This is a genomic window from Clostridium thailandense, assembly GCF_019207025.1.
Lineage (GTDB): Bacteria > Bacillota > Clostridia > Clostridiales > Clostridiaceae > Clostridium_AM > Clostridium_AM thailandense.
Genome location: NZ_JAEEGC010000008.1, coordinates 1 through 23,481 on the forward strand (window position 1 = coordinate 1; position 23,481 = coordinate 23,481).

A 23,481-nucleotide genomic window follows, 5' to 3' on the forward strand; every position below is an offset into this window, starting at 1 on the left:
TATACCATTTTAATAAATAAAATATTAATAAATTATATATCTTTTGAATAGGACATTGTCAAATATACTTCACTTGTTTTTCCTACATGTGTTCTTGCGGAATTATATGCTTTGTCACTATCATGATTGCGCAAAGCCTCAATAATTTTATTATGTTCCTCAAATACTTCTTCAAGACGTCCTTGCTTAGTGTATGTTAATTTTGTAAAACTGTTAATATACCCCCGAAGTGTGTTTATAAAATAATATAGATGTGGACTTTCTGCAGCTTTACAAATAATATCATGAAACTTTTTGTTCATTAAAATAGATTTGTCAATATTACCCTCTTTATATTCTTTTAACATTTTATTGTTAACTAAGTTTAATCGTTCTAATTCACCATTCTTTATTTTTGTAGCTGCAATGCTACAACTAAGAGCTTCTAATGCAACTCTCATTAACTGAATCTCTTTAATATCTTCTTTGGTAAATCCTGAAACAACAACTCCTTTTCGTGGAATATGAGTTACCAATTTTTCAAATTCAAGTTTACGGATTGCCTCTCTAACTGGAGTCCTACTTATTTTCAATTGCTCTGCAATATTACGTTCCACAAGTCGCTGACCTGGTTCTAATTTTCCATCAAGAATTGCATTACGCAAAATGGAAAACACTGAATCTCTAATATATCCCGTTTTGTCAAACTTTATTGGTGAAAGTTCATATTCCATCCTAATTTTGCCCCCTTTAAAAATATAACTAAAATCAATAGTTTTTAATTTTTCGAAAAATATATCCATTGACATTTATATTATCATTTATTTCTATTTTATCACAATAATTGGAATTATATTGTAGAATTGTGATATTTTTTTAATTTAATATCAATATTTAAGAAATGTAATAATGAATTTAGTTCCAATTCCCACTTTACTTTGCACTTCAATAAATCCATTATGCGCCTCAATAATAGATTTCGCTAGTGCCAATCCTATACCTACAGAATCAGTTTTTCTTGAAGTTTTTGCTCTATAAAATCTTTTAAATATGTTTGGCAAGTCACTTTCTTTAATTCCTTCACCTGTATCCTCTATTATAATCCTCCTGTAGATAGGATTTTCTATAATAGTTATAGTTATTTTTCCACCTTCTAAAGTATGTTCTATTCCATTTTTAATAATATTAATAAATGCTTCTTCCATCCACAATTTATCATGCTCAAAAAATATTTCTGTACTTTTATTAAAAATTATCTCAATATTTCCTTCAATTGATTTACTTTTTAACGCATCCACTGATTCTTCTATACTCTCATTTAAACTTACATTTTCCTTTACAAATTCTATAGCACCAGCGTCAAGTTTAGCAAGTTTAAGTATACTTTTAATTAGCCAGTTCATTCTCTTAAGCTGGTTTTGATTATTAGTTAAAAACATTCTACTTTGTTCCTTAGTCAACTCTTTACTTAACAGAATATCATTGTATACAACCATTGATGAAAGAGGAGTTTTTAGTTGATGGGATATATCGGATAACAAATCAACAAGAAATTGTTTTTCATTTTTAAGCGCAGTTATGTTGCTCCTAATTATTCCTCTCATGGAGTTAAATGAACTTGATAATTTAGAAAAATCTCCTTCTATATTTTCATTAATGGCTAAATCATAATCTCCTTCAACTACTTTCTTTGCACACATAGTTAAATTTCTTATTTTTTTATAAAAAAATACATATTGAAAATAATTAAATAAAAAGAAAATGAATGACATAAAAATAAATACAAGTATGATACAATAATTATTCATTTTAATAGTATTATCTATATACGGAAAAATTTGATCTTCCAATTCTTTAGTTAAGCCATATTGCTTTAAAATTTTTGTACCTTTTTCTGAATCCTCCTTAGAAATTTCTTTCGTAATAAGCGGTATAATTTCTTTTTCAAGTTTAGGATTCTCTTCTGTCACTCTTTCAGTAATAGCTCCTAGCACCTTAATATAATTATCTTTTAACCTATCATGATGTAATTTTAACGTGACAGATGTAATGCAAAAAAATAAAATCATTAAAAATATGATCATTCCTGAACTCATCTTAAGTTCAGGATTAACAAAGTATTCTTTCATCATTTTCTACTCCTTAGTAACCTCTTTATTCCACTTATATCCCATTCCCCTTTGTGTAATTATATAATTTGGCTCTTTAGGATTATCTTCAATTTTTTCCCTTATTCTTTTAATATAAACGGATAACGTATTTTCATCAAAAAAACACTCTTCCTCATCTATTAATTCTTTTAATATCTCATCCCTCTTCATCACGATTCCTGGCTTATCCATAAATATCAATAAAAGCTTATATTCTTGTGCTGTAAGTATAAGTTCATCTTCATTTTTCTTTACTAATGCTTTCGAAGTATCTATCATTATATTGCCGCTCTTTAATTTATTGCCTACAGCTATAGTTCTATTTCTTCTTAAAGTAGCCTTTATTCTAGACAAAAGTTCCCTCACTCTAAAGGGTTTAGTTATATAATCATCTCCACCTATCTCTAGGCCTAAGACTATATTTACTTCGTCATCGCAAGCGGTTAAAAATATTACAGGAATCTCACTTTTGCTTCTTATATATTTGCATAATTCATATCCATTTCCGTCAGGTAGGTTCACATCTAACAAAATCAAATCTAATTTCTTTGCAATAAATATATATCGTGCTTCCTTAACTGTTGATGCCCTATAAACCTCATATCCTTCATCCTTTAATGTGAATTCTATCCCCATTGCCAATGACTCATCATCTTCAACTAATAATAATTTATCCATATGCCTCACCTCTTATATACTAATAATACAATATTTGTATTATTAGTTAAATAGGGCTGTTGCACTTTACAAATATACATAACCTAAAGTGCAACAGCCTCATTTATTAATAATCCTCTCTGATTGTTTCAATTAAATTTTCCCTTTTAATCCTTGAAAGAGGTGACAACACCGAAATATATGCAATTATTATTGCTGCTATTCCTGCAATAACAATTGCATTCCAAGGCACACTCCAGCTGAACTCTCTTACTCTAAATAATCCTCTATACAGTATAAAGGACATGATCGAACCAATAATCGAACCATATATGCTACCAACAATACCATAAAGTACCCCTTCTAATACGATCATTTTTTTCAGCCCCTTTTGGGTTAGCCCTATAGATTTTAGTGCAGCAAATTCTCTTTTTCTTAATATAATATTTGTAGTTATTGTATTTATAATATTGACACTTCCAATTAAAGATACTACTATAACAAATCCATATATTAATATCTTAGACATTAATATACTTGATTTCGTTGTTCTATTATTATCTATGTTATCTATCACTTTTAATGAAGTATTTGAATTTACTATGTTTTCTATTTGTGTTTTGGCTGTTTCTTCATCTTTTGTATCTTTAATCAATATATTTAATTTTTCAGGCTTTATATCTCTTACTCCAGTTAAATTTTTAGCGACGTTTTCAGTGGTAATCATTTTTAGTTTATTTCCTGGGCCTACAAAAGGATCATATTCAAGTATGGCCATGACCTTGACACTTTTTACATTACCTTTTCCAAATTCTATTTTACCTTTTGAACTATTATCATATTGAACACTTATTTCATCGCCAACTTTTAAGTCAGTAAGTGGTCCAAAATAATCTTTTTTCTCCTTTTCTTTATAAAGTCTGCTCTTCTTAACTAATATCACTCCATTTTCTTTATTTAATTCGTCAACATCAATTTTTCCTGATTTCAAATATTTTTTACATACCTCTATAGAATTGTTATCATAAGCCAAAATAGAACTTGATAGCAAAGTTTTATTACTACCCTTTAATTCGGTTTCTTCATATACACCCTTTATATTTTCAATTTCTTTAATTTTGCTGCTTGGATTAATTGCGGCCCGAAAACTATAAGGTTCATACATTTTGTATATTTTGTCAACTGATCTAATTGATTTAATCTTATCAATTAGATCATCATTTATTGATATAGATTGTTTTTGATTTGCTCTGTCCGGTATAACAGAAAAATGTATATTTTTTTCTTCATTAAGATCTGTATATATATTTAACGCCATATCCATAAAGGATTTAAAAGTAACAAATAAAACAACACTTATCACTATAGAAAATACAGTAATTCTATATCTTTTTCTATTTCTCTTTATATTTTTGGAAGCCATTACTCCCTCGAATCCAAATATTTTTCCACTTATTTTACTTTTTCTTCTTTTTATTTTCTCCTTTGTTATAGAATTTCTACTGCTTATAGCTACCAAAGGTGAAATTCTTCCTGCAAAGAATGCTGGTATCAATGCTGATACATATATTGATAATACTCCAATTATAACACTTATTATTAAAATTTTAGGTTCTACTACCATTTTTATAATAGTAACAGAGTTTTTCCCAATTAATTTGAATACAAAATTTATTATATAAATTGCTGTAATACCACATAATAATCCTAATGGAACTCCTATTGCAGTTAATATAGTAGCTTCTCTTAATACAATTTTCCTTATTTGCTTAGGAGTTGCCCCTACTGCTCTTAAAAGTCCAAACTGCTTAATTCTTTCTACGACACTAATTTGAAATGAATTATATATTACTGCTATAGTTGATATTACTACTATCCCAATTATTATAGCCACTACCATATAAAAACCAGTATTTACAGAATTATTGTTTCCCGCACCTTCCATGGTAAGAACATATTCATTTAATTGAAATTTTCCTGGTTCTCCTAGTTTTATTAATTCATCTACCGCTTTCTTTAAATTAGTTTTGGAACTTATCTCTACCAATAATACTGCATTCGTCTTGCTAATATTATTATCCTTAGATACTATCATCCCTTCATTTTTAACTTGATTTGGTATATTATCTTCTAATATACCAACTATTTTATACTCCTTATTATCAAATTTAATTTTACTTCCTATATTAAGAGTTTTATCCATTGAGTTTAATACCCATCTTTCCGCAACCACTTCATCTTTACTTTCTGGCATCCTACCTTGCTTTAATTTACAAGGAGCAAGTTCTAATGCCTTATCTGTTACAACTACTTTTTCAATCTTTAACTTTTCACCTATTTTTATACTTCCTTCTTCACTATAAAAACCATATCTTGAAACCTTAGGATTGTTCACTACCTTTGAAATCATATTTTCATTTACTTTCGAAAAAGCAATATGCCAGGAACCATATGAATTTTTCATATCTTCTACTTGAGCTGCCTGCATTCCCTTAACAAAAAGTCCAATGGAACACACCAAAGCAACAGATAAGACTATTCCTATAATAGTAAGCAGCGTTCTTTTTCTGCTTGTTTTTAAATATTTTACTGTAAGTTGTTCATAACCAGTTATCATTTTATATCCACCTCATATTCTTTACACTTAACGCACCAATTTTTATGCCCCTAAGTTACTTTTTAGATGCTTATCAGAGATTATTTCACCATCTTCTATTGTTATTACTCTATCTGCCATAGCCGCTATGCTGACATCGTGAGTTATAAGTATCAATGTCTGATTATATTTTCTAGCCGTAAATTTTAATAAATCAATAACTTCTTTTGAATTCTTGCTATCCAGGTTTCCCGTAGGCTCATCCGCAAGTATTATTGAAGGCTTATTTAATAGAGCCCTACCAATAGACACTCTTTGCTGTTGACCACCTGAAAGCTCTGATGGAAGATGATTTTTTCTTTCTTCAAGTCCTAACAGTTCAATGATTTCTTGTAAATAACTTCTATCTACTTTATCATTATCTAATAGTGCTGGAAGTGCTATGTTTTCTTCAACATCCAAAACTGGTATTAAGTTAAAAAATTGAAATATAAATCCTATTTTTCTTCTTCTGAATATTGCCAGATTTTCTTCCTTATAATTGTAAATGCTTTCTCCATCAATTATAACTTTACCTTTACTTGGCCTATCTAATCCTCCAAGTAAATGAAGAAGTGTACTTTTACCAGATCCAGAAGCCCCTACGATTGCTACAAATTCACCTTTATTTACCTGTAGACTTATATCTTTAAGAGCCTCAACTTTATTTTCACCTTTCCCATAGGTTTTATTTAAATTTTCAACTTTTAAAATTTCCATTTTTATCTCTCCTATACTTTTCAAATTCTATATTTTAATTATAGCTATCTATTATTTTTTACTCTATGTCAGTTACCTTACAAAACAAAAAAGCATCTTACAATTTAGTAAGAATCTATATGTTCCCTATATAAGATTTTTAACTCTAATCTAGTATACACCACACAGGTCTGTCACACTATAGAGAAGAACCGCGGAGAGTTAACACTTAGGTTTAAGACAACCCCCTTTTTATTTTTATTCAACTATGCAATTTTTTCAATATATAATCATATTATTTATTAATATTAATTTAATTATAAAGGATGATATTATGGATTCTAAAAATCTCATGGAGGCTATTAATGAAGTAAATCAAAGACTAGAATATGAATACAATAAGTGGAATGCAACGGATGACTCGTACATAATTGAAGAAAGCATATGGATAATAAAAAGCTTGGAAGTACGACTTAATAATTTGTACACGCAGGCAAAGAAATATAGGATTTCCTCTGAAGAAATAACGCATATTGTTTTATGAAATTTTTTTATTCTTAGAGATCCAGAGCATTATCTAATTCTAAAGTCAAGTTGTTCAATTTAGATTACAGTAATATAAGTTTATACTTAAAATTAATATTTGAAGATAAAACAAAAGCTTGCATGTCAAGCAAGCTCTTGTTTTATCTTCAAATATTATCTTCTATTTAGAGTTCCTTTTTTCCCTAAATTAAAAACTTTCCTATCATTTGCAGCTGAATTAATATCTGTTCCAAATCTTTTTTCTTTACTATAATCAGTGAATATATTAATTTGTTTTTATTAATAGTAGTATTACCTTTATTGATAATTCAAATTTGTGACAGAGTTTCTTGTTCTTTTTGATTTATACAATGCAGAATCTGCTAAATCTACAAAAGTATCTATTTCTATTTCATCTTTAACAGAGGCAATTCCAATACTAATTGTCATTTTAATTAATACATTATTATGGTAAAAAGAATAATCCTGTACTACATTTCTAATTCTCTCAGCTATGTTATAAGCTTCTTCGTGGGTACTCTCTGGAAGAATTATTGCAAATTCATCCCCACCCCATCTTATTATATTATCACTTTTTCTAATCTTTTGGCTTAAAATACTTGCCAATTGCTTGACCAAACTATCACCAGCAATATGTCCATAAGTGTCATTAATAACTTTAAAGTTATCTATATCTATCATTAATAAAGAAATTCTATAATTAATTTTCTTTAGTTTTTCTATTTCTTCACTCATTCTTAAATAAAAAAATCCTCTATTCTTCACTTTTGTAAGTGCATCTTCATAAACATTTCTATGCAAATTTTGAATTAACCTGCCACATCGAAATGCAAAAGCAACATCAATTAAAGCTACAGCTAACCATATTGCAAAATACCACCTTTTTTCTACTTGCAACGTCAATATATAACCTAGCAAATGTACAGCTAGCACGTTAGTTGCTATAATATATGGGGTAAATTTTATAAAAAATTTGTCCATGTAAAGTACTCCTAATTAAACTATTCTTAATATACATTGTATCATATTTACTAATAGATCTAATTGAAAATGATTACTAAATTTCATACAAAATCTGTTATAGCCTTATGTATTTACCTTGTGAGTGCATCCTACTCATAATCCACATCCACAAAATCACATAGAATATCGAAAAGTATAGTGAATCAAGCCATTCACCAGCCCAAGGTGTTATAAATTTAAATGTTATCCAGGGACAAAAACCCAAAGCTTCTTTAAATTGTTTATCATATATTGGGACTTTCCAAAGAGTTTTTCTTATAAGCTCTGAAACTAGATAAACAAATATAGGACTACTGCCTAATGCTATAAATGGTTTAAAAATACCATCTTTCTTACAAATATCACAAACTAGATGAAGTAAGGCTATACTTAAGGCGGCTACTCCTGCTGTTATCAATATAAAAGAACTTGACCATATCATTTTATTAAAAGGAAAAATCTTGTTAAATAAAAAAGCTCCAGCAAGGTTTGCAATGCCTAAAGCTGCTATATTTAAAACTTTATTGTAGGGAGTACTGTTCTTAAAAATTAAAAAATGTCCTATTACACATCCTAATGTTCCGGTAGAAACTGATGCTATTGTACTAAGAATTCCTTCCGGATCTGAAGCTTTAAGGGCTAAATGGCCTTTTAAAAATTTAAAATCTATTCTTCCGACTAAATTTCCCTCAGGTTCTAATCCGTAGGGCTTAAGTACTATATAATACCCTATAACAATCACTAACGAAATAGTAATTAAAGATGCTATTATTAACTTATCTTTGTCTGTAATATGTGTTATTGCTAAATAAACTAGCGTAGAAATTAAATATACTATACCTATTCTTTGTAAAACTCCAGGTATCCTAATAATGCTTAAATCAAATAATGGAAACCCATTTAAAAACAGTCCCAATGCTACTAATACTAAACTCCTAATAAAAACTTGCAAAATAATATGATTTATTTTTGTACCAGCAGCCTTTCTCTTTTCCATAACGATAGGAATAGTCATTCCCATTACCAAAATAAAAAAGGGAAATCCAAAATCAGCAAAGGTCAGTCCATTCCACTCAACATGTCTTAATTGTACATAGTTTCTGTCTCCGTTCCCAACATTATTGCATAAGACCATCATAGCTACAGCAAATCCCCTTAGCACATCTATTGCTTTAATTCTTAAAACCACTTTCCCCACATCCTTACACTTAATATTATATTTTACATTAAAACATATTAAATGCAAAACTGTCAATTAAGACTGCTTAGCCAACTATAATCTAAGTTAACAGACCTAAATATTTTCAATAAATAAAATTGAAGGTAAGTTATAATTGTCACTTACCTTCAATTTTATTCATTTTCTTTATAAATTTTACTAATCATCACCCAATATCAACTCTTGTGCATTTGGTAAAGTTTCTATCCATTTGCAAAATTCTCTCCACTCAGGTAGTCTATGATTTTTTCTTTGGGAATATACAGTTTTTAAAGCTCTATAGTTTGTAGTCAATCTAGCAGTTAATTCAAATCCAGCAGGATTAGAATACAATAATTTCAAATAATCTTCTGGATCTTGAGTTTTGTTGTATGTATCTTTTAATTCTTCCATTATACTAATAATTCTTTCATCTACATATTTATTATATTGTTTTCTTAAATCAAATTTGCTTATTCTATGCATAGTTGATTGTGAACTTACGAATTCAATAAATCTATATCTTTCTAATTCAACCCATGCCTTATTTGTAAAGGTTAAATCAAAATTCACTCTAATACCTGTTAAAAACTGATCATGAGCAGTTCCTTTTTTACATGAAGCTAATTTTACTGTAGTATTTACTATTTCCGATGAACATTCATTTGTATCAACTGCCATAGGATATTTACTAGCCTTTACACATTCCTCTAAATCATAAATTTTTACATTTTCAATTTTCATAATAATATTTTCTTCCTTTCTTTATGCAAATAATTTTTATTTAATTTACTCAAATGAGAAAATTTCATATTTCAACGCTATCAGCATTATATATATTCGACAAAAAGCTCATTTTTCCTTTTCCAATATTATAATTTTAATAATGACTTTAGCAACATATATTAGTTTAACATTATCTACTGGAAAATAGAAAGAGCCATTTTTAGGCTCTTTCTATTTTCAAATAAAAATTCTATAATATTGTCTTTAAATTTACTCAAATCTTAAAGCGTCAATAGGTTTAAGATTTGATGCTTTATAAGCTGGGAATATTCCAAATATTATTCCCACCGCTAAAGAGAAAGAAAAGGCTACAACAACTATTGGTAGTGAGAAAGTCATCGACATTCCAATAGCCGATACTACCCATCCTATTCCTAATCCAAATAGTACACCAGATATTCCCCCTAATGAACTTAAAACTAACGCTTCAATAAGGAACTGAATCAATATATCTTTCCTTGTCCCACCTAATGCTTTTCTAATACCTATCTCTTTTGTACGTTCCGATACAGATACCAGCATAACATTCATTACACCTATTCCACCTACTATTAGGGATATAGCAGCTATGCCACCTAATAAATATGTCATAGTACTGGAGATTGAATTCATTGTATCTAGCAGTTGTTTCTGACTCATAACTCTATTATTGTTATCAGTTGATTTAAAGAAACTAGTTAGATAGCTATTTATTTCATTAGTTACTGAGTCAACGTTCTTTTCATCAGAAGATTTTATATAAACAGTCTGAACATTTCTTGTACCTGCAAGACCTATAGCTGTAGTTGATGGAATAATCACCATATCATCTGTGTTATTTCCCATGGAACTTCCTTGAGACTTTAACACACCTACAACCTCATAAGTGTTACCTTTTATATTGAGTTCTTTTCCAACTGGACTCTCTAACCCATAAAGCTGCTGTGCTATATCTGATCCTAAAACAGCAACCTTGTTTCTATAATCTACATCTAAATCTGCAATAAACCTGCCCTCTGCAACATTCATATTTCTTATATCAAGAAAATTACTAGTAGTTCCTGTTACTAATGTGTTTTGAGAATTTTTATCAACTTTAACAGTTGTATTTGTGGATATGACAGGTGCTACCTTGTCCACTCCTTGTATTTGCTCAATATCTTTTACATCATCAAGAGTAAACTGTTTAGTACCGTTACTTGATGTGTTTGCTGCAATAAGATTTGTTCCAAGTGATTGAACCTGAGAAGTTATTTGTTTTGTTGATCCGCTTCCCATACCTACTAATACAATTACTGAGGAAATTCCTATAATAATCCCTATCATAGTAAGGGCAGATCTTAATTTATTATTTTTTATATTCTTTAAAGCTAATTTTATTGTTTGAAAAAATCTCATTTAGCTTCCCCCTTTACGCATAAAGCTTGCCATCTTCTATAGTAACAACTCTCTCAGCTTGTTCTGCAACCTTGGGATCATGGGTTATTAATATTATGGTTTGCCCTTGTTTATGAAGTTCCTTTATAAGTTCCATAATTTCTTTGCTAGTTTTACTGTCTAATGCTCCTGTAGGCTCGTCTGCTAGTAGTATCTTCGGATTTCCAACTAATGCTCTTGCAATAGCTACTCTCTGCTGTTGACCTCCTGAAAGCTGATTAGGTCTATGATGTTCTCTTCCATTAAGCCCAACCTTTTCAAGATATCCCATTGCAAGTGATCTACACTCTTTATCATTCATCCCCCTATATAAAAGAGGAACTTCCACATTTTCTACTGCATCTAGTTTGTTCAGCAAATTGAAGTTTTGAAATATAAAACCTATTTGCTTATTTCTGATTCTAGCTAATTCTAATTCATTTGCTTTATCAATATTTACGCTGTCAAATATATAGTTTCCAGTATCAGCCATGTCTAAACATCCTAATATATTCATTAATGTAGACTTACCTGAACCAGATGGACCTATAATAGACACAAATTCATTTTCTTTTATACTTAAATTTATATTATCTAAGGCTTTAACCACCGTATCTCCCATAGTGTAAGATTTACACAAATTGTTAATTTCTATCATTTGAATTCTCCTTTCTCTTTTACGCTAAGCTTACTAGGCTTTATTTGCTTTGACTGCTGCCTTGACTTCCAGATGTTTTATTATTTCTTGTACCGCCACCTTGCATCATTTGGAAGTTCCCCATACCTTTTAGCTTTGATGAATTGTTTGAAGAACTCTTAATCTGTGGTAATTCAACTGCCTGCCCAGCTACTAATCCATTAGTTATCTCTACTACTCTTCCATTACTAATACCTAACTCAACCTTTTGTAATGTTGGTGATGCATTTTCTTTAGGTATCATGACATATTTTTCTCCTTTAATATCTCTTACTGCTTCTACCGGTACTGCTAACGCATTGTCTTTAGATGCAGTAACTATAGTGGCTTCTGTAGACATTCCTACCTTTATATCATTTACATTGTCAAAGGTTATTGTTACATCAAAATTTGAAACTCCATTAGAGTATGTTCCTTGCTGGCTGATATCTTTAACGGTTCCAGTAAATTTTACGTCTGGGAAAGCATTAACTTTTATGTCTGCCTTTTGACCAACTTTTAAATCCGGTAAATCAGTTTCATCCACTGATATTTTTGTATAAAGATTTTTATTATCAAAGGTTGTTATAAGTGCCTGAGATGCATTCACATTATCTCCTGCACTTACACTTATATCACTAACAACGCCGTCATAAGGCGCTACAATAGGGTCACTTCCATTTACAAAAGTTATTAGCTCCTGCCCCTTTGTTACAACCTGATTTTTACTTACTAATACTGAATCTATTGTATCTCTACTTGCTGCTTTAAGAACATCTGTTGATGATGATTGAACACTTCCTGAGCCAGAAATTGATTTTTTAATATTCTGTACTGACGCCTTTGATGTGGTATACTGGGAAGTTTGACTTTGGGCTGCTGCTTTAGCATTGATGTTTTTATATACTCCAAATCCTCCAAATCCTAATACTCCTACTAATATTATACTAATAGCTACTTTTTTCATAATTATCTATCCCTTCTATATAATTAAATTTAATGTCCCTCGCTATGGGTACTATTATGATACTGAAACCTTAACTTATCCTTAACTAAATAACTTTTATTCTATAGTAATAACTACTAAAAATGTCAAAGTTGCATTTTAAAATACTCCAGTAAGAGATAAATAATTATTTTATTCAGTGAACTTCTACAACTAAAGTCTTATACATACTAAGCACAGTATGTATAAGACTGTGGAAGCTGAATAAGCATGATAAAAAGTAAACTTTCTATCATGCTTATTCAGGTTCCACAATCTCTTTATTTAAAAACTAAAATTAAAACTCTATATCTAAATTGTTGACAAAATAATTTCATTGATCAATCTGGAATACAGTTATTATTATGTCGATTAAAATTTATTCTAAACTAATTAGATTCCGTTACTTTCAAGAAAATCACGAAGTAAATTCATACAAGCAGCCTTTCTGAACTCTGCAGAAATTCTACCTCTTATTGGTACGATAGCTTTATCATAGGCTGCAAGATATTCTTCCTTAACAGCCTTTGCTTCTTCAATAGTCTTGCCAATAAGCATTGCATCAATATCTGCTCGCCTAATAACAACATCACTCACTGCACCAAAAGCTGTTATACAATTACTAATTTTGCCTTCTTTTTCATTTAATATGGCAGCAAAAGCTACTCTAGAAATTGCCAAGGACTTTCTTGCACCTATCTTCTTATAATAGTAATTATTAAAACCTACTTTATCCATAAGAATCTCAACAAGTAATTCATCTTTTTGCAGAGAGGTTTTCTTTCTACCGAGATAAAATTCATTAATAGGAATTACACGTTCACCTCTGCTACTAACAATACGAAGTTTAGAATCTGTAGCAAATAATACTAGTGCACTATCTGCCTTAGGAGATCCATTACATATATTACCTCCTATAGTACCAAGATTTCTTATTGCTGGTGCTGCAATCTGAGCTAATGCTTCTTTTAAAATAGCAGGAACTAACTCACTCTCAATAATATCAGTAAAGTTACATGCCGCTCCAATACGAATATATTCATTATCCTCCACGATATTTTTCATCTCTGACACTTTATTAAGAAACAAATATGTTGCGTTCTCATCTGCTTCCACCATTAAATCAGTACCTCCTGCATATGGAGTAACAGCCTCTCTTGCACGAATTTCCAATGCTTCTTTTAAGGATGTTGCCTTATATCCATTTACCATAAACCCTTCCCCTCCTTTGCTGCAATATTAATAGCCTTAACTATAGCATTATAGCCAGTACATCTGCAAAGATTTCCAGAAATACCATCACGAATGTCATTTTCAGTAGGGTTTGGATTCTTAGCAAGAATACACTCTGATGCAAGTATCATGCCAGGGATACAAAAACCACATTGCACAGCACTTACGGATGCATATGCCTTATCAAGGACCATAAAACGTTCAGTTTCTCTATATCCTTCAATGGTTACGACAGCACTTCCTTCAATACTGCCCATAGCTACCATACAAGAGTTAGCTAGTCGGTTATCAAGAATAACAGAACAAGCACCGCATTCGCCTTCTTTACAACCACACTTTACACCAGTAATACTAAATTCATTTCTAAGTACATCCAGCAAACGCTCATTTGCTTTTGCAGCAGACGCAACCTCCTGTCCATTAAGAATAAATTTTATCATTACTTAAGCACCTCCTGTAAAACTCTCATGGTATCTTCTTGTGTGAATGGTATTTTATTTAAATTTGCGCCAAGAGCATTTTCCATAGCCTCAACATAAGCTGGAGCAGCACCAACTAATGGAAGTTCACCAGCTCCCTTTGCACCATATGGCCCATGTGTATATGGGTTATTCATTATCTCAGTTACAAGATTTGGAACATCTACTGATGTAGGAATGATGTAATCACTAAAACTGTTGTTACGAATCATACCTCTATCATTATAATCCATTTGTTCCATAGACGCATAGCCAATACCTTGAAGGAAACCTCCCTCCATTTGCCCCTGTATAATATTCATATCAATTGGAACACCAACGTCAAAAATCCCCCATGCTCCAAGTATATTAGTAGTAGCAGTAAGTGTATCCACTTCTACTTCAATAGCATTAACAGACCAAGAATAGGTTGGATAAGCGTCTCCCTTGAACTCATCAATACTAAAAGGAATTACAAAATCAGGCTCAGCAAAATGTTCTTCTACAACTTGTTCTTCTCCTGGTTTCCATTCTTTTTTAAGCTTTTCTGCCGCACGCTTAAGCAATCCCCCAACTGTCATCAAGGAACGGCTTGCTACTGTCGGACCTGAGTCTGGTACACGGTCTGTATCAGGATTATTGATAAAAACCTGTTCATAAGGAATTCCAAGAGTATCTGCAACAATTTTACTGAAAGTAGTTTTTAGACCTTGTCCTATATCCGAATTACTTGCTAAAATTTCCACAGTATCATCTGAATTCTTCCTTATCTTAGTAACTGCCTTAATGATATCACGTTCTCCACTACCAGTAAATCCGCACCCATGGAAAAACAAAGACATACCAATCCCCTTGCGGTATCTACCTGTTTGATTCTTGTACAATTTGCGTTTTGCACGGTAATCAGTAAGTTCATCAATACGCTCAATCATTTCAGGTAGAGGTACATGAAAATGATACTTACCACTTGTAGAAGTAGAATCACCCTGTTTAACAATGTATTTTTCTTTAAGTTCAAGAGAATCAATACCCATTTCTTTTGCAATATGATCCATAATCATTTCTACTGCAAAGAAGGTCTGAGGTGCACCAAAGCCACGATATGCACCGCAAGGTACAGTATTAGTTTTAACCGCACGACCATCAACACGAAGATTATCTACGCGATACACACCATTTGCACAAATCAAACCGCGCTGTAAAACAACTGGAGAAAGTGTTGTATATGCACCACTATTAAAAAGAACATCAATATCCATACCAGTAATTTCACCATTTTTAACAGCTACTTTATAAGTACTTATAGATGGGTGACGTTTAGACGTAAACTCCATATCCTCTCGTCTGTCAAATACCACCTTAACAGGCTTATTTGCCTTTTTTGCTGCTACTGCTGTTTGACACGCAAGTATAGATGGAAATGCTTCCTTTCCCCCAAAACCTCCACCAGTAATGTCCTGGATAACTTGAACATCCTTAGCGTCATATCCTAATGCTTTTGACACTGCACCATGAACATAATATGGACACTGCATAGAACCACGTACAGTCATTCTTCCATCATGAGGATAGGCTATTATACCTTGTGTTTCAAGATAAGCTTGTTCTTGATAACCAGTTTGGAAAGTCTCAATGAAAACGCGATCTGCATCTTTTAAGGCTTTATCAATATCACCTTTTTCATAATTATAATGAAAGAACACAGTATCAGATTTGCACATATCAAGAACAGGAACTTGCTCTTCATATACTATAACAATTTCATTTAAAATTCTCTCAACTTCTTTTAGGTTTGGTCCAACTACCATTAAAATTGGTTCACCAACATATTCTACAGTATCATTAGCATAAACAGGAGTATCATCCTTTACAATTGCAACGCGATTTACACCTGTTATATCGTTTTTGTCAACAACATAATATCCTTCTGGCAATTCAGGAAGAATAATATTTTTAATACGTGCTTTTGCTTTTACAGAGTGTAACAACTTTCCATAAAGCATATCTTCCATTACATGATCATCCACATAAAGAGCACGACCGTTCATTTTTGATTCATGATCTTTTTTCTTCACAGATTTACTTATAGTTTCCATATAGCTCCTCCTATACATTTATTTGTTATACATTTTTATAAATGCTATAAAATTTATAAACTAGAACAATATTATATATATGTTAATTGTTTTAGATAAATCTCCCTATCCATATAGTGTAGCAGTCTATCATAATCTAACTTTGTATCTGCATCTAACATACAGCCAAAATCCTCAACAGGTGCTGTTACCATAAGACCTTCAAACTGTTTCCACACTTCTCGAAGACCGCCCTCTCCATTAAAGTTAAGAATAAAATCTATGCAGTTCCATGAAATTAGTGGTGGATGCTTTCGTTTTCCATCAATAGTTGGAAAAGCTACCATTGCATCTGTTCTGCACATAGCCTCTTTTAGCACAGTAAAGGTACTAATATGAATCGCTGGCATATCTCCTGGTAGAATATAAAAGGCATCACAGGTATTAAGTACTGATATTCCTATCTTAATAGATGTTAACATGTCTGTTTCTGAATATCTCCTGTTTTGTATAAATATCAGCCTAGAACTGTTATACTTACCACTTAAAAAAGCTTCAACTTCTTCAGCACGATATCCAAGTACCACAATTACTTGACTTACACCAGCATTAAACATACTATCGATGCTGTGTTCAATTATGGTTTTTTCTTTTAATTTTAAAAGTGGCTTAAACGCTTTCATACGGCTAGATAAACCTGCAGCCAATATAATGCCATTGACTTTCATTCAAATTCCTCACTTTCTAAATCAAATAGTATTACGATGCTTTTCTAATATACTATTTATTTTCTGGCTTTTTTATAGAACGTATCTTGCAGCGGGAAGTGAGTACGGAATTTACCATCTAATCTATAATAAGCATGTGCACAGGCAGGCGCTGTCGGAATTAGACATAATTCTCCACAACCTTTTGCTCCATAAGTTTCAGGAATTTTTCCTTTACCTTGTACAAGAATAACTTCAAGTTCAGGAGCATCCTTAGCCCTTATCAGTCCCAATGTACCTAGTTTTGTTTTAGGATAACCTCCTTCAACTTTAAACTCTTCTGTCAAAGCATAACCTATTCCCATGAGCATGCCACCCTCAATTTGTCCTTCAACAGATTGAATATTAACCGGTGTTCCAACATCAAATGCTGCAACTGCTTTTTCAACTTTTCCTTCTTCATTAAGAATAATAACCTGAGCTCCGTAGCTATAACTTACATGGCTAATTGGATTATCTTTTATAGCACCCATTGGGTCTGTTTTTGCAGAATACTCTCCATAGAATTCTCTACCTTCTAAATCAGCTATTGTAAGTCCTTTATTTAATTCTAATTTCAGTTTTTCAGATACCCGTCTTACAGCTTCACCAGTTACTACAGTCTGTCTAGAAGCAGTACTAGTTCCTGAATCAGGTGTACGAACAGTATCTGCTCTTTCATGTACAATAATAGATGGATCTATACCAGTTGTATGACACAATACAGTAGCACACATTTGTGCAATTCCTTGTCCCATACAAGCTGCAGAAGTTCTAACATGTACTTTACCGTTCTCAATAGATAAAATACAACGGCCAATATCCAAATGTCCTACACCAGTTCCGCTGTTTTTCCATCCTATAGCAATACCTGAATATGGATTTGATTCATATATATCCTTAACAGCCTCTAAACATTCTGCCATAGCAACACTTTCATCTGCTATCTGACCATTTGGTAATCTTTGACCAGGCCGAATTGCATTTCGATAGCGGATTTCCCATGGTGAAATACCTACCATTTCTGCTAATAAATTAATATTGCATTCAGTAGCAAAACAACTTTGTGCTGCTCCAAAACCTCTGAAAGCTCCACTAACAACATTGTTGGTATAAACTGACATTCCAAGTATATCCATATTTTGATAATTATATGGTCCACCTGCATGTGTGCATGCTCTTTCTAATACTGGTCCGCCAAGAGATGCGTATGCACCTATATCAGCAATAATAACAGCTTTCATAGCAGTCAAATAGCCGTTTTCATCACAAGCCGTTGTCATTTCAATTCCCATTGGATGACGTTTCGTATGATAATCCAAACTTTCTTGTCTCGAGAATTTTACTTTAACAGGTTTTTTAGTGTGCCATGCCATTAATGCTGCATGATGTTGAACACTCATATCTTCTTTGCCACCAAAGCCTCCTCCAACAAGTTGAGAATGACAATGTACTTTTTCCAATGAAATTTTAAGCATATTTGATATTTCATGCTGTTCATCATATACAGACTGTGAACCGGAATATAATAGAATTCCATCTTCTCCTTCAGGCATAGCAATTGCACACTCTGGCTCCATAAATGCATGTTCTTGATATGGTGTCTGATATTTTCTTGTTACCACATATTTAGAATTTTTAATTGCCTCAGCTGCATTGCCACGTTGAAGCATAGAACGGCTCATAATATTTCCATCGACATGAATTAATGGCGCATCTGATCTTAATGCATCTGTTGGGTGAGTAATCGGTTTCAATTCAGTGTAATCAACTTGAACCAATGCACATACTTCATCAAGCTTGTCTTTATGATATGTCGCTACTAATGCTAATGCATCGCCCACATATCTAGTAGTATTACCTTCTTCAATAAGTACATCCCAATCTTGCTTTATATGTCCGATTTTATTATTTGGAACATCTTTTGCTAATAAAATTTTAACACAGTCTGGATGAGCTTCTGCTTTACTGATATCAATTTTGTTTACAATAGCTCTTGGATATTTAGAACGAACTGCTTTTGCATAAATCATTCCAGTTAATTGAATATCATCTACAAAAATACCTGTTCCATTTACTTTTTCAGCTGCATCACTACGTTTAAATCTCTGTGCCATTTTCAATTCAGTTGGAGCATTTGGAATGTCTAGATTATCTCTAAAATATTTTGCTGACATTAAAATAGCTTCTTCAATTTTCTTATAGCCTGTACATCGACAAATATTTCCATGTATTGCTTTCTTAATATCTTTAATTGTTGGATTAAGATTGACATCTAATAAAGCTTTTGCGCAAATTATCATTCCTGGAATACAAAATCCACACTGAACTGCCCCTGATTCTCCAAAACAATATTCATAAACTTCTTTTTCTCTATAGCTTAATCCTTCAACAGTTAAAATATGCTTCCCTACAAATTTTGATACTTTTTGTACACAAGCTTTTACTGCTTTTCCATCCACTAAAACAGTACATGTACCACAAGCTCCTTCACTGCATCCATCTTTTGCGGAAGTAATCCTTAAGTCATCCCTTAAAAAAGATAGTAATGTTTTGTCTATTTTAGAAATAACTTCTTTACCATTAACATTTAAGACAAACATAAATAACCTCCATGTTTTTATAATAAGTATAACGACTTGCCGCTATGCTTATTATAAAACGGAGGATAATATTCAGCAAATTCTTTGTGAAAAGAAATCGCTCTTAACAAAACTTCTATTTTTTAGAATATTCTTTCAAACTCATCATTTGCATATTGACGTACATTCTGTTCAAATTGCTGATATTTTTTCAAAAATTCAATACCTTCATTTGTCAAATAAGTTTCCCCACCATTGTTGCCCCCATGTTTTCTTTTAACCACTTCATATCCTAATTCTTTTTCTAATTGGTTCAGCATATTCCATGCCTTGCTATAAGACAATGCAATATGTTTACATGCACTTCGTACAGAACCTGTTTCCTGAATTAAAATTAAGAGCAACTTTGCTTTTGAATTAAAAAATAAGTTCTCTTTTTCAATGCTAATTCTAACAAATGGATGTAAAATATGCTGATTATGTTTTTTTGAAAGCTGATCCAATCTATCAATATCATCCGTATCATGAAGAATGCCTTCATCATCTACATCCATCCATTTTCTTTCAACTCCAATATTTTTAATTGCTCCTCTCATCCCCATATTTCCATCATATTCTAGTATTTTAGGAATTAATTCAGAAGATATTAAAAGAGGATGTCCAGTTTTTCCATTATAAGATGGAGAAAGAAGCTTTTCATTACAGTTTATCATTCTCTGAATAGTCTCAGGTGTAAACATAGGAATATTCACTGGAGTGAATATTACCTGATCACATTTTTTTTGCAAAAAATCTAATCCTATTTTGGCCGAATCAAACATCTGTGAAGTTTCATAATATTGATTTCTCAAAAATATAACTCCATAATCAGCTAGATGATGTTCAATTTCTTCCGCTTGATATCCAGCAATCACTACAATTGGCGAAATTCCTACCAACTGAAATGTTAAAACAATCCTTTTTACCACAGAAATAGAACCGATTTTCAGCAGTGGATTTGCTTCATTTCTTCTTGATGTTCTTCCAGCACTTACAATTATACCTGCTGTTTTTTTTTCTGTTTTCATCTCCATACCCCTTACTCTATATAACTTATCTTTTTATAAAAAACAATCATCGTTCTAAAATATTAGCATTTTTGATTTTAATTTAATTTTATACATTATCCTTACAATTTTCAACTAACTTTTATCTATGCAATAGGTTTTGAATCACATTGCTTCCAGCTATTTTTTTACCTTTACTCTTCCAATATTTTTCTATATGATGATATCATGTTTTCTTCCTTCTGCGCCTTCAAGCCTTATATTCAAAACATATTTTCTCATTTAACTCATTTTATTACTGTATATAACTATAGAGACTATATTGATGACTCCCATTGCAACTAGAAGTACTATGCCTATCATATATAAAGGCATAGTTAGTTTTATAATCTCGGCTGCTATTAACATTATAAAAATCATTATAGCGGACATAGTAATTTCAAAAGCAGCATAAGCAGCTTTATATCTTATTAGTTTTTGCATCTCGTCATCTTTATTTACTACACCAATGCTCTTTATGGGATTATTTTCAAAAAACTTAGTGAGAATAATTCCGGCAATACCAATTATAATAAACATTGATGAAAATACTTTAGTAAACCTCATTCCTCCTCCGGTTATTCCTTGACTATTTGAATAAAGATAAATTGCTCCCCCTATCAATCCAATTATTGTCGTCCTAATAAAACCAATAAAATCCACTCCTAATTTACTAGTTCTCATAACTATTCCTCCTCATAAATAAATATTTCTTCAATTGATAAATTAAATATTTTTGAAAGCTTAAAAGCAAGTTGTATTGATGGATTGTATTTTCCTTTCTCAAGGGATATTATTGTCTGCCTCGATACCCCTGCTGCTAAAGCAAGATCGTCTTGTGTGTATCCATTCTTCTCTCTAAGCTCTCTTATTGAATTTTTCACTAACAGCTCACCTCTTCTTTTAATGTAAAGTTAACTTTACATATTTATTATATTCCAATATTTTCGACATGTAAAGCACGCTTTACATGTTTTTGATAAAAAAATAAAGTGGCTGTTCACAGTTAAGTGACAGCCACTTTATTATTTAAGAGCTACTTCAATTAATAACATTATAACTGCAAATATGCCCGTATAGCCCATTAATTTCATTATGAATTTTAACCACTTATCATAGGTTACATCAACCATTGCTAAAGTTGCAAGAATCAAACCTGTCGGTGTTATAAATGCTATTAATCCTTGTCCATACTGATATGCACTTACTATTACGTGTCTTGGCAATCCAACAGCATCTGCAAGTGGAGCCATAATTGGCATTGCAAGTACAGCAAGTCCTGAAGATGATGGAATAAAGAATCCAAGTACGATAAATATTACAAGCATTACAATAATAAATACATATGGATTCATTCCTTGAACTGCTCCTGATGATAGATTAAGGATTGAGTCAGAGATTAATCCTGTATCCATAATTAAGTTAATTCCTCTTGCTACTCCGATAACTAATGCGACACCTATTAAGTCTCCAGCTCCTGCAACAAATTTACTAACAAATTCTTTTTCTCCCATCCCTGAGATTATACCAATTATTATTCCCACAACTAAAAATAATGTAGTCATTTCTAGGAACCACCACTCTTGAGTGGAAACTCCCCAAACCATTACAACAAATGCTAGTCCAAATATAGCTAACATTAATTTACGTCTAAAAGTAAATTCCGGAATACTTTTACCAGCGTAATCCTTTAAGAACTTTTCTTCGATTTCTTCTTTTTGACTATATATTAATGACTTAGTTGGGTCCTTCTTGATCTTTGCACCATATTTTAAAATATATACAATAGTAAATACTGTTGCAATTATCAATCCTATCAATCTTATTGTTAATCCTTGAGTGAAGGATATTCCTGCTGCATTTGAACCAATAACTGATGAAAATGGATTTACAGTAGAAAACATCGTACCAATTGATGATCCCATATAAAGAGCAGCTATACATACTATTGCATCATATCCTGCTGCCATAAATATAGGAACAAGTATTGGATATAGCGCAATGGTCTCTTCTGCCATTCCGAAAGTCGTTCCTCCTAATGCAATTAATATAGTTACAACAATTATTAATACATATTCTTTTCCATTTGTCGCTCTTGAAAGGCTAGAAATTCCCGCATCAAAAGCTCCAGTACTATTTAACACAGAAATACACCCACCAACTATGAATACAAACATAATAATATCAATGGTATCATATACTCCTTTGATTGGAGCTTGAAATAACTCCTTTACACCTTGTGGGTTTTGTTTTACTTTTTCATATGTGCCAGGAATTGCTACAGGTTTACTAATACTTCCATCAGCAAATTTTTGTATATCAACCTTAATACCAAGCTTGTCCAAAGTTTCTTGTTTAGCTGGCATTTCCTGTACAGAAGCATCTGGCTTTGTAACCATAAAAATCTTTTTATCAGAGTCATATTTTAGTTTTGAATATGATCCTGCAGGTATTACATAGGTAAGAACAGCCGCAAAAATTAAAACTATAAATAGTACTGTAAATGCTGTAGGAAAACCCATTTTTTTCTTACTCATTTTTTTATTCATTTTTTCGTCCTCCTCAATTGTTTTTATACAATTATTATACAACTT

Annotated in this window: 21 protein-coding genes; 1 reads left to right on the top strand and 20 read right to left on the bottom strand. The window is 31.6% G+C overall.

Going from position 1 to position 23,481, the window contains the following annotated elements; all coding sequences use genetic code 11:
* Window positions 1–32 precede the first annotated feature (32 nt).
* The 5 genes from I6U48_RS02170 to I6U48_RS02190 all read right to left on the bottom strand — a co-directional run bounded on the left by I6U48_RS02170 (window position 33) and on the right by I6U48_RS02190 (window position 6,141).
* Window positions 33–713, bottom strand: coding sequence for a GntR family transcriptional regulator (locus tag I6U48_RS02170; protein ID WP_218318759.1), 681 nt, complete (start codon window positions 711–713; stop codon window positions 33–35).
* A 153-nt stretch (window positions 714–866) separates the two neighbouring features.
* Window positions 867–2,108 (bottom strand): sensor histidine kinase, encoded by a 1,242-nt coding sequence (locus tag I6U48_RS02175; protein WP_218318760.1) that lies wholly within the window; start codon window positions 2,106–2,108, stop codon window positions 867–869.
* 6 nt (window positions 2,109–2,114) lie between these two features.
* Window positions 2,115–2,807: a response regulator transcription factor gene (locus tag I6U48_RS02180; RefSeq protein WP_218318761.1), complete on the bottom strand. Its 693-nt coding sequence runs from the start codon at window positions 2,805–2,807 to the stop codon at window positions 2,115–2,117.
* 106 nt (window positions 2,808–2,913) lie between these two features.
* Window positions 2,914–5,403 (bottom strand): ABC transporter permease, encoded by a 2,490-nt coding sequence (locus I6U48_RS02185; RefSeq protein ID WP_218318762.1) that lies wholly within the window; start codon window positions 5,401–5,403, stop codon window positions 2,914–2,916.
* Between the two features lie 42 nt (window positions 5,404–5,445).
* Entirely contained in the window at window positions 5,446–6,141 is a 696-nt protein-coding gene (locus tag I6U48_RS02190; RefSeq protein ID WP_218318763.1) for an ABC transporter ATP-binding protein, read from the bottom strand.
* A gap of 313 nt (window positions 6,142–6,454) precedes the next feature.
* Between I6U48_RS02190 and I6U48_RS02195 the strand changes: the two genes are divergently transcribed.
* Complete coding sequence (locus I6U48_RS02195) at window positions 6,455–6,664, top strand: hypothetical protein (RefSeq protein WP_218318764.1); 210 nt, start codon at window positions 6,455–6,457, stop codon at window positions 6,662–6,664.
* A gap of 299 nt (window positions 6,665–6,963) precedes the next feature.
* Here I6U48_RS02195 and I6U48_RS02200 read toward each other — a convergent pair whose 3' ends face one another.
* The 15 genes from I6U48_RS02200 to I6U48_RS02270 form a co-directional block, all read right to left on the bottom strand.
* Window positions 6,964–7,647: a GGDEF domain-containing protein gene (locus I6U48_RS02200; RefSeq protein WP_218318765.1), complete on the bottom strand. Its 684-nt coding sequence runs from the start codon at window positions 7,645–7,647 to the stop codon at window positions 6,964–6,966.
* A 97-nt stretch (window positions 7,648–7,744) separates the two neighbouring features.
* On the bottom strand, window positions 7,745–8,857 hold the full coding sequence (locus I6U48_RS02205; protein ID WP_218318766.1) for an acyltransferase family protein: 1,113 nt from the start codon (window positions 8,855–8,857) through the stop codon (window positions 7,745–7,747).
* A gap of 189 nt (window positions 8,858–9,046) precedes the next feature.
* A complete protein-coding gene (locus I6U48_RS02210; protein WP_218318767.1) occupies window positions 9,047–9,610 on the bottom strand; it encodes a hypothetical protein in 564 nt (187 codons plus the stop codon).
* Window positions 9,611–9,862: 252 nt separating this feature from the next.
* Complete coding sequence (locus I6U48_RS02215; RefSeq protein WP_218318768.1) at window positions 9,863–11,029, bottom strand: ABC transporter permease; 1,167 nt, start codon at window positions 11,027–11,029, stop codon at window positions 9,863–9,865.
* 13 nt (window positions 11,030–11,042) lie between these two features.
* Window positions 11,043–11,705: an ABC transporter ATP-binding protein gene (locus I6U48_RS02220; protein WP_218318769.1), complete on the bottom strand. Its 663-nt coding sequence runs from the start codon at window positions 11,703–11,705 to the stop codon at window positions 11,043–11,045.
* Window positions 11,706–11,745: 40 nt separating this feature from the next.
* Entirely contained in the window at window positions 11,746–12,690 is a 945-nt protein-coding gene (locus I6U48_RS02225; protein ID WP_218318770.1) for an efflux RND transporter periplasmic adaptor subunit, read from the bottom strand.
* Window positions 12,691–13,101: 411 nt separating this feature from the next.
* On the bottom strand, window positions 13,102–13,920 hold the full coding sequence (locus I6U48_RS02230; RefSeq protein ID WP_218318771.1) for an FAD binding domain-containing protein: 819 nt from the start codon (window positions 13,918–13,920) through the stop codon (window positions 13,102–13,104).
* Window positions 13,914–14,381: a (2Fe-2S)-binding protein gene (locus I6U48_RS02235; RefSeq protein ID WP_218318772.1), complete on the bottom strand. Its 468-nt coding sequence runs from the start codon at window positions 14,379–14,381 to the stop codon at window positions 13,914–13,916. Before I6U48_RS02235 ends, I6U48_RS02230 begins: the two co-directional genes overlap by 7 nt.
* Window positions 14,381–16,495 (bottom strand): xanthine dehydrogenase family protein molybdopterin-binding subunit, encoded by a 2,115-nt coding sequence (locus I6U48_RS02240; RefSeq protein ID WP_218318773.1) that lies wholly within the window; start codon window positions 16,493–16,495, stop codon window positions 14,381–14,383. Before I6U48_RS02240 ends, I6U48_RS02235 begins: the two co-directional genes overlap by 1 nt.
* A gap of 71 nt (window positions 16,496–16,566) precedes the next feature.
* A complete protein-coding gene (locus I6U48_RS02245; RefSeq protein ID WP_218318774.1) occupies window positions 16,567–17,202 on the bottom strand; it encodes a nucleotidyltransferase family protein in 636 nt (211 codons plus the stop codon).
* 56 nt (window positions 17,203–17,258) lie between these two features.
* On the bottom strand, window positions 17,259–19,823 hold the full coding sequence (xdh, locus tag I6U48_RS02250; protein WP_218318775.1) for a selenium-dependent xanthine dehydrogenase: 2,565 nt from the start codon (window positions 19,821–19,823) through the stop codon (window positions 17,259–17,261).
* A 122-nt stretch (window positions 19,824–19,945) separates the two neighbouring features.
* A complete protein-coding gene (locus I6U48_RS02255; protein WP_376774512.1) occupies window positions 19,946–20,869 on the bottom strand; it encodes an NTP transferase domain-containing protein in 924 nt (307 codons plus the stop codon).
* A gap of 261 nt (window positions 20,870–21,130) precedes the next feature.
* Entirely contained in the window at window positions 21,131–21,571 is a 441-nt protein-coding gene (locus tag I6U48_RS02260; RefSeq protein WP_218318777.1) for a DUF2178 domain-containing protein, read from the bottom strand.
* Window positions 21,572–21,573: 2 nt separating this feature from the next.
* Window positions 21,574–21,771, bottom strand: coding sequence for a helix-turn-helix transcriptional regulator (locus tag I6U48_RS02265; protein ID WP_218318778.1), 198 nt, complete (start codon window positions 21,769–21,771; stop codon window positions 21,574–21,576).
* Window positions 21,772–21,912: 141 nt separating this feature from the next.
* Window positions 21,913–23,436, bottom strand: a complete 1,524-nt coding sequence (locus I6U48_RS02270) for a YfcC family protein (RefSeq protein ID WP_218318779.1) — start codon at window positions 23,434–23,436, stop codon at window positions 21,913–21,915.
* Between the last annotated feature and the right edge of the window lie 45 nt (window positions 23,437–23,481).

Bases quoted from the DNA above. Each gene is read 5' to 3' on its own strand.
- I6U48_RS02225 (WP_218318770.1), bottom strand. From the start codon at position 12,690: ATGAAAAAAGTAGCTATTAGTATAATATTAGTAGGAGTATTAGGATTT.
- I6U48_RS02245 (WP_218318774.1), bottom strand. From the start codon at position 17,202: ATGAAAGTCAATGGCATTATATTGGCTGCAGGTTTATCTAGCCGTATG.
- I6U48_RS02255 (WP_376774512.1), bottom strand. From the start codon at position 20,869: ATGAAAACAGAAAAAAAAACAGCAGGTATAATTGTAAGTGCTGGAAGA.
- I6U48_RS02240 (WP_218318773.1), bottom strand. From the start codon at position 16,495: ATGGAAACTATAAGTAAATCTGTGAAGAAAAAAGATCATGAATCAAAA.
- I6U48_RS02215 (WP_218318768.1), bottom strand. From the start codon at position 11,029: ATGAGATTTTTTCAAACAATAAAATTAGCTTTAAAGAATATAAAAAAT.
- I6U48_RS02270 (WP_218318779.1), bottom strand. From the start codon at position 23,436: ATGAATAAAAAAATGAGTAAGAAAAAAATGGGTTTTCCTACAGCATTT.
- I6U48_RS02190 (WP_218318763.1), bottom strand. From the start codon at position 6,141: ATGGAAATTTTAAAAGTTGAAAATTTAAATAAAACCTATGGGAAAGGT.
- I6U48_RS02235 (WP_218318772.1), bottom strand. From the start codon at position 14,381: ATGATAAAATTTATTCTTAATGGACAGGAGGTTGCGTCTGCTGCAAAA.
- I6U48_RS02200 (WP_218318765.1), bottom strand. From the start codon at position 7,647: ATGGACAAATTTTTTATAAAATTTACCCCATATATTATAGCAACTAAC.
- I6U48_RS02180 (WP_218318761.1), bottom strand. From the start codon at position 2,807: ATGGATAAATTATTATTAGTTGAAGATGATGAGTCATTGGCAATGGGG.
- I6U48_RS02170 (WP_218318759.1), bottom strand. From the start codon at position 713: ATGGAATATGAACTTTCACCAATAAAGTTTGACAAAACGGGATATATT.
- I6U48_RS02185 (WP_218318762.1), bottom strand. From the start codon at position 5,403: ATGATAACTGGTTATGAACAACTTACAGTAAAATATTTAAAAACAAGC.
- I6U48_RS02210 (WP_218318767.1), bottom strand. From the start codon at position 9,610: ATGAAAATTGAAAATGTAAAAATTTATGATTTAGAGGAATGTGTAAAG.
- xdh (WP_218318775.1), bottom strand. From the start codon at position 19,823: ATGTTTGTCTTAAATGTTAATGGTAAAGAAGTTATTTCTAAAATAGAC.
- I6U48_RS02230 (WP_218318771.1), bottom strand. From the start codon at position 13,920: ATGGTAAATGGATATAAGGCAACATCCTTAAAAGAAGCATTGGAAATT.
- I6U48_RS02175 (WP_218318760.1), bottom strand. From the start codon at position 2,108: ATGAAAGAATACTTTGTTAATCCTGAACTTAAGATGAGTTCAGGAATG.
- I6U48_RS02220 (WP_218318769.1), bottom strand. From the start codon at position 11,705: ATGATAGAAATTAACAATTTGTGTAAATCTTACACTATGGGAGATACG.
- I6U48_RS02195 (WP_218318764.1), top strand. From the start codon at position 6,455: ATGGATTCTAAAAATCTCATGGAGGCTATTAATGAAGTAAATCAAAGA.
- I6U48_RS02260 (WP_218318777.1), bottom strand. From the start codon at position 21,571: ATGAGAACTAGTAAATTAGGAGTGGATTTTATTGGTTTTATTAGGACG.